Genomic DNA, 408 nt, shown 5'->3' with positions numbered 1-408 from the left:
CTCCCTGGCTGTCGAAGCCGGTGATCTGACTGAAGGCGTAATTGACCCGCAGGATCTTGAAGTCGGGATCCGTGATGATGATGCCTTCATGGGTTTCGAACGCCACCGCAGAAAGCCGCATCAGGGCGTCGCTCTGCAGTCGCTCCAGCTCGGCCACCATGCGCACCGAGAAGATGGTCAGCACGGATCCCAGATCGGCAGTCTGGGTCTGGTTCGGGAACAGCAGGGCGAGATGGCCCAGGATCTGGCCACTGCGATCCAGCAGTGGCTGGGCGTAGTAGTGCTGGCCAGGAGGCAGGCAGGTGCAGCCGATAAGAGGTTCACTCACGGGGGTCGAACTGGTGACGCCCTGCCGGTAGAGCTGCTGGCAGGGCATGTCAGCCAGGGCATACTCCTTGAAGTCGATGC

The 408-nt window shown here is 61.8% G+C and carries 1 pseudogene; it reads right to left on the bottom strand.

The features are described 5' to 3' along the window. Positions 1–408: pseudogene (locus tag JWG43_RS18945) on the bottom strand (PAS domain-containing protein); the annotation flags it as partial.

Origin of the sequence: Desulfobulbus alkaliphilus (assembly GCF_016918545.1) — a bacterium.
Taxonomy (GTDB): Bacteria; Desulfobacterota; Desulfobulbia; order Desulfobulbales; family Desulfobulbaceae; genus Desulfobulbus; species Desulfobulbus alkaliphilus.
The sequence above is the reverse complement of the archived record's forward strand: the minus strand, read 5'-3'. Positions and strand labels throughout refer to the sequence as shown.